Annotated in this window: 9 protein-coding genes; 2 read left to right on the top strand and 7 right to left on the bottom strand. The window is 68.1% G+C overall.

The features are described 5' to 3' along the window. Nucleotides 1-123: 123 nt before the first annotated feature. Genes KEG57_RS49600 through KEG57_RS49590 form a run of 3 tightly spaced genes read right to left on the bottom strand, consistent with a single transcriptional unit; the run spans nt 124 to nt 2,089 of the window. Nucleotides 124-1,440 (bottom strand): globin domain-containing protein, encoded by a 1,317-nt coding sequence (locus KEG57_RS49600; protein WP_272427049.1) that lies wholly within the window; start codon nt 1,438-1,440, stop codon nt 124-126. Nucleotides 1,441-1,443: 3 nt separating this feature from the next. Further along, nucleotides 1,444-1,779 (bottom strand): YciI family protein, encoded by a 336-nt coding sequence (locus KEG57_RS49595; protein WP_272427050.1) that lies wholly within the window; start codon nt 1,777-1,779, stop codon nt 1,444-1,446. 46 nt (nt 1,780-1,825) lie between these two features. Beyond that, nucleotides 1,826-2,089 carry a chorismate mutase gene (locus KEG57_RS49590; protein WP_272427051.1) on the bottom strand — a complete coding sequence of 88 codons (264 nt, stop codon included), beginning with the start codon at nt 2,087-2,089 and terminating at the stop codon, nt 1,826-1,828. A 69-nt stretch (nt 2,090-2,158) separates the two neighbouring features. Here KEG57_RS49590 and KEG57_RS49585 point away from each other — a divergent pair, with 69 nt between their 5' ends. After that, nucleotides 2,159-4,651, top strand: coding sequence for a peptidase U32 family protein (locus KEG57_RS49585; RefSeq protein WP_272427052.1), 2,493 nt, complete (start codon nt 2,159-2,161; stop codon nt 4,649-4,651). Nucleotides 4,652-4,670: 19 nt separating this feature from the next. Beyond that, complete coding sequence (locus tag KEG57_RS49580; protein ID WP_272427053.1) at nt 4,671-5,093, top strand: hypothetical protein; 423 nt, start codon at nt 4,671-4,673, stop codon at nt 5,091-5,093. Nucleotides 5,094-5,198: 105 nt separating this feature from the next. Here KEG57_RS49580 and KEG57_RS49575 read toward each other — a convergent pair whose 3' ends face one another. The 4 genes from KEG57_RS49575 to KEG57_RS49560 all read right to left on the bottom strand — a co-directional run bounded on the left by KEG57_RS49575 (nt 5,199) and on the right by KEG57_RS49560 (nt 9,651). After that, nucleotides 5,199-5,534: a helix-turn-helix domain-containing protein gene (locus tag KEG57_RS49575; RefSeq protein ID WP_272427054.1), complete on the bottom strand. Its 336-nt coding sequence runs from the start codon at nt 5,532-5,534 to the stop codon at nt 5,199-5,201. A 359-nt stretch (nt 5,535-5,893) separates the two neighbouring features. Further along, complete coding sequence (locus KEG57_RS49570; protein ID WP_272427055.1) at nt 5,894-6,229, bottom strand: helix-turn-helix domain-containing protein; 336 nt, start codon at nt 6,227-6,229, stop codon at nt 5,894-5,896. Between the two features lie 615 nt (nt 6,230-6,844). After that, nucleotides 6,845-7,480, bottom strand: coding sequence for a hypothetical protein (locus KEG57_RS49565; protein WP_272427056.1), 636 nt, complete (start codon nt 7,478-7,480; stop codon nt 6,845-6,847). After that, nucleotides 7,477-9,651, bottom strand: coding sequence for a hypothetical protein (locus KEG57_RS49560; protein WP_272427058.1), 2,175 nt, complete (start codon nt 9,649-9,651; stop codon nt 7,477-7,479). Before KEG57_RS49560 ends, KEG57_RS49565 begins: the two co-directional genes overlap by 4 nt. Between the last annotated feature and the right edge of the window lie 43 nt (nt 9,652-9,694).

Raw genomic sequence — 9,694 nt, 5'->3', positions numbered from 1 at the left:
ATGTGCCCCTGAACAGAACAACAGGGAAGGATGTTTCCATGACGAACCCCCGTTGCTCTCGGACGAACCCAAAGAGGAGGGCGCGGAGGGATGGGAACGACTACGAACTTTGGGGATGATGTACTAGCGCACGTCAGCCTCGATCTCCGGTCCGTGAGGCCCGTAGCATTCGTAGTGGACGCGATCGGCCGCCACCCCAAAGAGGTGCAGCGCCCCGCGGATCGTGCGCATGAAGGGAATGGGGCCCGTGAAATAGAACTCGCAATCGTTTCCAGGAAGGTTCCGCCCGAGCGTGCCGAGCCCGAGCCGACCATGCGTCTCGTAATCTCGCCCGAGCTCGTCCTCGGCCGAGGGCTGCGAATAGCAGCGGTGGAGCGTCACGTTCGGGTGGCGCTGCGCGAGCGCCTCGATCTCCCGCCGGAGCGGGTGGTGGCGCCCGTCGCGCATCATCAGGAAGAAGTAAATGGGCCGGTCGATGCCGCGATCGAGCGCGCTCTGGAAAAGGCTGAACACCGCGGTGATGCCGATTCCCGCGCCGATGAAGACGAGCGGGCGCGGCGAGTCGACGAGGGTGAACTCGCCGAACGGCGTGGAGACGTCGAGCACGTCCCCCTCCCGCACGTGCTCGTGGAAAAACCGGGAGCAGACGCCGTCGGGGTTCCCCTTCGCGCCGAACTCGCGCTTGATCGTGACCCGGAAATACCCCTTCCCCGGCGCCGTGGAGAGCGAGTAATTGCGATACACGGTATTGCCGCCGCGGCGCGAAAATTCGGGCACCTCGAGGCGGAACGTGACGTACTGGCCGGCCTCGTAATGCGGCACGGGGCCGCCGTCCTTGGGCGAGAGGTAAAACGAGGCGGCGTCCTCCGATTCCTTCACCTTCTGCCGGACCACGAACGGCCGGAACCCTTCCCATCCGCCCGGCGCGTGGGCGTTTTTCTGCATGAGATCCCGCTCGACCTCGATGAAGAGATCCGCGAGGACGCCATACGCCTCCCGCCACGCGGCCATGATCTCGTCCGTCGCGACGTCGCCGAGGATGGCCTTCACCGAGGCGAGGAAGTATTGCCCGATGATCGGGTAATGCTCGGGCCGGATGTCGAGCGAGGCGTGCCGGTGCGCGATGCGCATCACCGTGGCCTTGAGCGCGGGCAGGTCGTCGAGGCTCGTCATGGAGCCATTGAGCACGTTCGTCAGCGCGGCGCCTCGGGCGCCCTCTTGGCCGAAGAAATCCCCCCGGAACGCCTCCTGCTGCGAGCCACGTGTTTTCTCCTCGCCCGTGCCCTGGTTGGCCGGGTTGAAGAGCAACTCGAGCTTGGGGTGATCGTGGAGCAGGTGGCGGTAGAAATGACGAATGATCGTCGCGCCATGCTCGGCGAGCACCGGGGCCGTCGCCTTCACGATCGCGACAGTCTCGGCCGAGAGGGTCTTCCTGCTCATGTCTCAACCCAGAGCGCGCATGCCGGCGATGAAAAAGGGATAAAGCTCGGCCCGCATCAGGCCCTCGGACACGACCGGGTCGGCGTCGACGATCGCGCGCGCGGCGGCATCGTCCGCGGCCTCGACGACGGCCATGCCGAACGTCTCCGGGCCGGTCGTGAGCGTCCGGCCGACGAAGACGAGCACGCCCCGCGCCTTCAATTCTTCAAGGTACGCGCCGTGCCGACCGAGCGTGGCCATCTCGGTCTCCGTGGGGCCGGTCTGCAGGAGGTCCGGCCGCACGGCCCGGACGACGTAAATCCACTTGTTCGTGGGCTGAGAAGCAGGTTGTTCACTCATGGGCTTCGCATCATGGTCCATCGCCGCGCGATAAATCCACTCGAACCTACGTTCGTGTATGGCTGTCCTCGAGGATGGCCCGGAAGATCACCTCGGCGAGCTCCGCCGGGACACCGAGGCGCTCGGCGTAGGCGCGACGATCCGCGAGGAGCTCCACCTCGCGCGCCGCATCCACGCGCGGCAGGCCGAGCGCCCGCTTTTTCGCGAAGAGCGCGCCGACGAGCGCCCTCCGCCGCGCGACGAGGTCGAGCAGCGCATGGTCGAGCTCATCGAGGTCTCTGCGGGTCTCGCTGACGTCGGCCGGAGGCATGGCGGGCCAAAGAGTACAACCGCGCAGCTTGCGTGCCACCGCTTTCGGGTTGCGTTATAGGGTCCGACCATGAGCACCCCCGCGCAGCCGAGGCGCCCCGAGATCCTCGCCCCCGCCGGTGACGAAGCTGCGCTCCGGGCCGCGGTGCTGGCCGGCGCGGACGCGGTTTATTTCGGGCTCCAAGGTTTCAACGCGCGGGCGCGCGCGAAAAACTTCGACGCCGAAGGGCTCGCGCGGACGATGGCGTTCCTGCACGAGCACGGCGTGCGCGGGTACGTCACGCTGAACACGCTGGTCTTCGACGAGGAGCTCGAGAACGTCGAGAACGCGGTACGCACGTGCGCGGAGGCGGGCGTGGACGCGGTCATCGTGCAGGACCTCGGGGTCGCGCGGCTCGTGCGGGCGATCGCGCCGGCGCTTCCGATCCACGCCTCGACGCAGATGACGTGCACCGACGCGGGGGCCGTGGAGCTCGCGCGCGAGCTCGGCGCGAGCCGCGTCATCCTGGCGCGCGAGCTGTCGGTCGACGACATCGCGGCGATCCGGCGCGCGACGGACGTGGAGATCGAGGTCTTCGTGCACGGCGCGCTCTGCATCGCGTATTCGGGGCAGTGCCTGACGAGCGAGGCCATCGGAGGTCGCAGCGCGAACCGCGGGGCATGCGCGCAAGCATGCCGGCTGCCGTACGAGCTCGTCGTCGACGGAGAAAAGCGGGAGCTCGGGGATCACGCGTATCTCCTGTCGCCCGAGGATCTGGAAGCGAGCGCGCTCGTGCCGAAGCTCGCCGAGCTCGGCGTGTCGTCGCTGAAGATCGAAGGGCGGCTGAAGGGCCCCGACTACGTGGCCGCGACGACGCGGCTCTACCGCGCGGCGCTCGAAGCGAGCAGCGCGGGCCCGAGCGAGGCGCTCGGTTCGATCCGAAAAACCGCGCTGCAAACGTATTCACGGGGATCGGGTCCGGGGTTTCTCGCCGGCGTGGATCATCAGCGGCTCGTGGAGGGGCGCGCCTGTGATCATCGCGGGTTGCCGGTGGGCGAGCTCGTCGGCACCACGCGCGCGCGAGGAAAAACGTTCTTGCGGGTCCGGCTCGCGGAGGCGCTTTCGCGCGGCGACGGCGTGCTCGTGGAAGGAGGATTCGCGGGCGCGGGCGAGATCGGCGGGCGCGTCTGGACGATCGCGACGAACGGCGCGGACACGCCGCGCGCCGAGGCGGGCGAGGAGGTCTCCGTCTGGCTCGGGCCCGATTGTCGGGTCGACGTGGCGAAGCCGGGCCGGCGCGTGTGGAAGACAGACGATCCCGCGACGGAAAAGGCGATCCTCGCGGAGATTGAGCGGTCGCCGCGGAAGGTGCCGCTCTCGATCCGCGTGTCGGGCGCGATCGGGGAGATGCCGCGGTTCGAGGCGTGGACGACGTCGGGGCTACGCTCCGCGGTGACGGGTGACGCGCCGATCGGCGAAGCGCGGGGCGGCGCGGATGTCGCCGCGGTTCTGAAGGACAAACTCGGGCGGCTCGGCGATACGCCGTTCGAGATCGCGGAGATCGAGGCGAACCTGCCCGCGGGCGTGATGATCCCGCCGTCGTCGCTGAACCGGGCGCGCCGCGCGCTCGTCGAGGGTCTCTTCGCGTCGGCCGCGCGGAAACTGGAGACGACGTCGGTGCATTTCCAGGACCTCGTGCGCGCGTCGAGCCCGCCCGATCGGAGCCCGCCGCCGGCCGGTCTTTTCGTGCTCTGCCGGACGGAGGCACAAGCCGCGGCGGCGCTTGACGCAGGCGCGGACGGTGTTTACCTCGATTTCCTGGAGCTCGTGGGCACCGGCGCGGCCTTGCGCGCGCTGCGCGCGTCGCGGCCGAACGTGACGATCGGCGTCGCGCCGCCGCGCATTCGCAAGCCGGGCGAGGAGAAGATCGATCGGTACCTGCTCTCGCTCTCGCCCGATCTCTTGCTCGTGCGGGGGCTCGGCGCGCTGCGGGAAGGCGCGGCGCTGTCGATCCCGCGGATCGGCGATTTTTCGCTGAACGTGACGAACCGATTGACGGCGGCGGAGGTGCTCTCGCACGGGCTCTCGGCGTTCACGCCCTCGTTCGACCTCGACGCGGCGCAGCTCGAGCGCATGCTCGATTCGCCGTTCGGACCGTTCGCCGAGGTGGTCCTGCACCACCCGATGCCGCTCTTCCACATGGAGCATTGCGTGATCGCGGCACTGCTCTCCACGGGGAAGGATTTTCGGGATTGCGGCAGGCCGTGCGAAAAACACAAGGTGTCTTTGCGGGATCGCGCCGGGATGGAGCACCCGGTGGAGGCGGACGTGGGCTGCCGGAACACGGTGTTCCACGCGGCGGCGCAGAGCGCGGCGAGCCTCGCGGCGGCGGCGATGCGAGGCGGCGTGCGGCGATTCCGGATCGAGCTCGTGCGCGAGACGGCGGAGGACGTGGCGACGATCGTCGGGACATACCGGCGGCTGCTCGAAGGCAAGATGCACGCGCCGGAGGTTTTTCGGGCGCTCAGGACGGAGGGGGGATACGGCGTGGTGAAGGGCTCACTCCGGGTGCTCCCGGCGTGAGGGAGGCCAAGAACGAGGGATGAAGCAGCGAGACCCGATTCAGTTCGGAAAGCATACCCTTACCTTCGAGGAACCCGGGATCGCCGTACACATCTACCGGGGACCGATCACCGTGGACGACATGCGCATCCTCGTCGCTCTCCCGGACATGGATGAGCACGAAGGCAAATTTCAGCTCGCGCTCTTCGACATGCAGGCGTTCGGCGGGCTCGACTCCACCGCGCGCAAGATGGGCGCCGAACGGCCGCGGCCGGCGGGCACGTATTACTCGGCCTACGTGGGCGCGACCTTCAAGATGCGCGTGGTCGTCGCGCTGTTCATGCGCGCGGCGAATTTGTTGCAGGGCCAAAAGAACGTCTCGGCCTTCTTCGAGGATCACGAATCGGCCAAGGCGTGGCTGATCGCGTGCCGAGAGAAGCACCTCGCCGCAGACAAAAGGTAGACCGGAGGCGCACGTCTCCGTGCACCCCCGATCGAAAGACAAGGAAGTGGTGCGGCCCTGGAACACCCCGGGAGCGGGAGGGACGTCCCAGGGCGGAGGAATCGATTACTTGCGCGCGGCGACCTGCGCCTGGATCTGGCGGCGCAGCTTCCGCACCTCGGTCTGCGGGAGGTAGCGGAGCAATTCGGCGGTCTTGGCGCGCTCGTCCTCCTCGGCGAACGTGAGGAGGTACATCGGAGGCACGCCGAAGCCCTCCGCGAGGCGCGCGATCGTGCCGATCGTGATCGCGGCGAGGCCGTGCTCGACGCTCGAGAGGTGGCCCTTCGAGAGCGCGCTCGCGTCGGCGAGGGCGCCGAGGGACATATTGCGCTCCTTGCGAAGCGCGCGAATACGGGTACCGACCTGGAGGGCAAACGGCTCGGGGGTGGAACGTCGCGGCATTTTGATATGGTTCTCGGTTCGCCCTCGCGGGCAATCCGACCGGCCTCCTTCGCGCCGGGGAAAAACGGTTCGTCTGTCGTTTTCGGAAGCTCTCGTCGCCTCGCGTCGCGCACTGCCCGCGACCACCGCGGCGACCACGAAAACGAATATGCACCCATTCAGACGAACCTGCACGAAAAACCGAAAGCGGATCGGACCTTCAATGTCCTACCCAGCATGGCCCCCGTATCGAGGCCAGGGAAAACGACGGGCGTGATGGACATTGACTGTCCTAGCTTCTTTCGTGGTGGACAAAAAGCGAGAGCGCCGATCGGACCCGCCGATCAGCGCTCTCCAGGTAGTTTTGTTGTGGGATGCGATTACTTGCGGGCGGCGACCTGCGCCTGGATCTGGCGGCGCAGCTTCCTCACCTCGCTCTGGGGCAGGTAGCGGAGGAGCTCGGCCGCGTGAGCGCGCTCGTCCTCCGCCGCGAACGTGAGCAGGTACATCGGCGGCACGCCGAAGCCCTGCGCGAGCCGGGCGATCGTGCCGATCGTGATCGCGGCGAGGCCATGCTCGACGCTCGAGAGATGGCCCTTCGAAAGCTCACTCGCGTCGGCAAGCGCCGCGAGGGACATGTTCATCTCGTAACGGAGCTCGCGGATACGGGCGCCAACCTGAAGTGCAAACGCATCGGGAGTGGAACGTCGGGGCATGTGGATGTGGTTCTCGGTTCGCCCTCGCGGACGCGCCGACCGGCCTCCTTCTCGCCGGAATTCCAAGGGTCTTTATCGCTGGTGAAGCTCTCGATCGTCCGGCCTCTCCGCGCTCACCGCGCTCTCGGCTCGGTACGACCAGGAGCGAATATGCACCGCATTGGACGAACCCGCACCGAAAAACGTGATCCGGGTAGGACAGCAATTGTCCCACCAAGCACAGACGCGGCAGTGAGAGGAGGGAAAACGCGAGCGCGATCGGACGGGTTTTGTCCTAGCTCGTCTTCATTTGCGGCGACGGCGGACGATTGCGCCGAGCGCGAGGGAGAAGAAGGGAGGCGCCGCGCTGGGGCTTTGCCCCAGGCCCCACCAGGGGCTATCCGCCCCTGGACCTGGACCAGCGCAAGCGCTGGACCCGGGGTCGATGAACTGCGCTCCCGCGCAGTTCATCGAACAGGCCAAGTCAAGGCCATCACCGGCCTTTTGGAAGAACTGCGCACCGCGCAGTTCTTCCAACACGAGTCCAGGGCTTGCCCTGGTTCGGGTCGAGGGGCGAACAGCCCCCGCGGGGCCCGGGGCAGCGCCCCGGCGCGGCGGTCTGCGACAAGACCGCGTTCAGTGCAGGACGATCGTGGGGCGCTCTTCGCCGGGCAGCCAGAGCTCGGAGATGGTCACGAACGTGTCCTCTCGCATGTACCAGCACTTCCAGCCGCAGGAAGCCCAGCTCACGAGGCTCATCACGCGCCGATCCCCTTTGCGCACGGGGAAAACCACGTGCAGGCCGTCGAAGGTCTTGTCGATCTCCTTGCCCTCGAAGTCCTTGCTCTTGCCCTTGACCTTGAAGTCGGTGATCGAGACGTCCTGCTCGGAGCCGCCGACGACGCGGAGACCCTTGAATTCGTCCCGCGGGTCCCGACACGAGACACGTAGCCATTCGCGGACCGCGGACGCCGTGCAGAACTCGTGAGGCCGGAGGAGCTCGAGCGGCGTGGCCTTTTCCCATTCCTCGGCCGTGGGTTTCTCGGACGCCGTCTCGGGCGGAGACCATTCCCCGAGGGAAGGCGCGCTCGGGTCCGCAGGCGCAGCGGCGGACGCGGAGGCGGGCGCGGGCGCGGCAGCGGCAGCGGAGGCGGGCGCGGGCGCAGCCGCGGGCGCGGGCGCCTCCTCGGCCACGGCGAGCGAGAAGAACGCGAAGAGAAGCAGGAACGGCGGCGCAAAGGCCACGGCGCGGCGCAGGTTCGAGGTGTTCATAACGTCTTCAGGAAGGCGACGAGCGCCGCCCGATCCTCCTTGGAAAGATGATCCGTATGGCCCATGCGCTTGCCATTGCGCTCGATGAGCTCCTCGAGCGTGGCCACGCTGCCGTCGTGGTAATAGGGCGCGCTGCCGGCGATGTAGAGCAGCGAGGGCGTCTTGAACTTCCAGTCGTCCTCCATCTCCGTGTCGAAACGTGCCTTGTCGAATGCCCACGGGCCGAGCCCCACGAGCGCGCGGTTCGTGTAATCGGTCTTCGGCACATGGCAGGTCGCGCAGCCGACGTTGGCGTCGTTGAAGAGCTCCTCGCCGCGCTTCTCCTCGGCGGTCTTTTCGTGATGGTCGCGCGGGGGCGGGACGAGGCCTTGGCGGGCGAAGGCGATGATGGCCTCGGCGCGCGGGAGCGTCTTGTCCGCGGAATAACTCAAGGGACCGCCGCCGAGCCAGCGGTGAAGGCCAAAGCCGACGATCACGCGGTGCTTCAGGTTCGGGCTCTCGCCCTTCCAGCCATAAGGTCCGAACGCGGCGACGCGGCCCGCGAGCATCGGCGTCTGGCGCGGGGCGCCCTTCAGGAAGCCCTCGAACGCCTGCTTGTCCTCGAAGGCATGCATCGCATTGGGCTCGTACTTGCCCTTTTGCTCGTAGTTCTCCCGGATGTCCTCGTGCCACACGTGCCCGTCGTCACGTCCCTCGGGATGGCAGCCGGCGCAAGCAAACGAGCCGCTCATGAGCCAGTCGCGCGCATTGTAATAAAGCCGGCGGCCGATGGCGGCCTGCTCGGGCAGGAGATCCGGGCCGAGGGAGAATATGCCAGGGGGCGAGGATTCATAGGGAGCACGCTTGTCGAAGGCGTCGAGCCGGACGATCGCGAGGTCGTGGCTCGATCGGCAGAAGACGAAGGCCGTGCCCTCGTCCTCGGAGAGCGCGATTCCGGTGGGCGCGCCGCAGCGGGTGGCGCCGGGTTTGTCGTCCTCGGTATTCGTGTCCACGCCGAGGTCGTATTTGCGAAGGGCGCCGAGCGAGGGCTCGAGGGAGAGCGCGTCGAGCTCGACGAGCATATCGGTGCCCTCGCTGGCCACGAGCAAGGTGCGCGTCTTCTTGCGATACACGACGGCGCGCGGCTGGACGAAGACCTCGCCGATCTGCGCAGGCGCCGGTCCCGTGAGGTGCGGATCGGCCTCTTCGAGACCGAACTCGCCGAGGGTCTTCTGGAACGGCTTCGATTGCATGACGAACCAGCGCGGCGCACGCACGGCGAGCGGGCTCTCGTCGACCGTCGAGAGGATGTCGACGGTGTTTTGCCCATTCCACGCGCTCTCGCCCATGGCCCCGAGCGCGTGGCGCGGGACGAAGAGGCGCGCGCCGTCGGGCGAGAGGACGGCCGAATACGCGAGCGTCGCGGCCTCGCGCCGCGCCGGATCGGGCGGGGTGCGCAACGGGGCCGCCGGGAAGGGGAGGTCCTTGACGCGGGCCTGGCCATCGACGGCGTCGATGCGCGAGAGCGTGGCGCGGTCGATGTGCGTGACGTACGCGGTTTTCCCGTCGGGCAAGACGACGACGGCGCGCGGCTCGCGGGGGACGTCGAGGGTCCAGCGTTTCTCGAGTGTTTTGAGGTCGACGGCCGAGACCGCGTGCGTCCACGGGGAGGTGACGAGCGCGGTGGATTCGTCGGGGGTGATCGCGAGGCCCCAGGCGTCGGCCGGGAGCTCGACGCGGCCCATCTCGACGAGGCCCGCCGCGGGATCGGGGCGCATGACGAGCAAGAGGCCCGGGCCTTCGTAAGGTGATGCGGGATCGTCGGTCTTGCGAATGCCACGGACCGTGACGAGGACGCGGTCGTCGAGGGCGAGGACGGCCGCCGGTGGCCCGGGCATCTTGACGGCGACGGGCGGGTTCTGGGCGTCGGCGGGGAGCGCGATGCGCCGGACGACCTGTTGATCCTCGTCCGCGAGCCAGAGCGCAGGCTCAGAGGGCGAGCGGATGAGCGCGCCGCCCTCGCGCACGAGCGGGGGCTTGCGCGCGCGCGCAGGCTCGGCGGCCGGAGCCGCGTTCGAGGCGGGTTGGGGGGTGGCGTCGGTCGGCGAGGTTTGCTCGCCGGATTTGCAGGCGGCGAGGGCCGCGAGCGAGGTGAGGCCAGCGAGGAAGAAGGTGGACGCGGTGGTTCGCATCGGCGGGACCCGGGTTACGCTCCAGGATACCGCGACATTCCAC

It is taken from the genome of Polyangium jinanense, from assembly GCF_028435365.1.
Note: the sequence above shows the minus strand (reverse complement) of the source record. Positions and strands in the feature narration are given on the sequence as shown.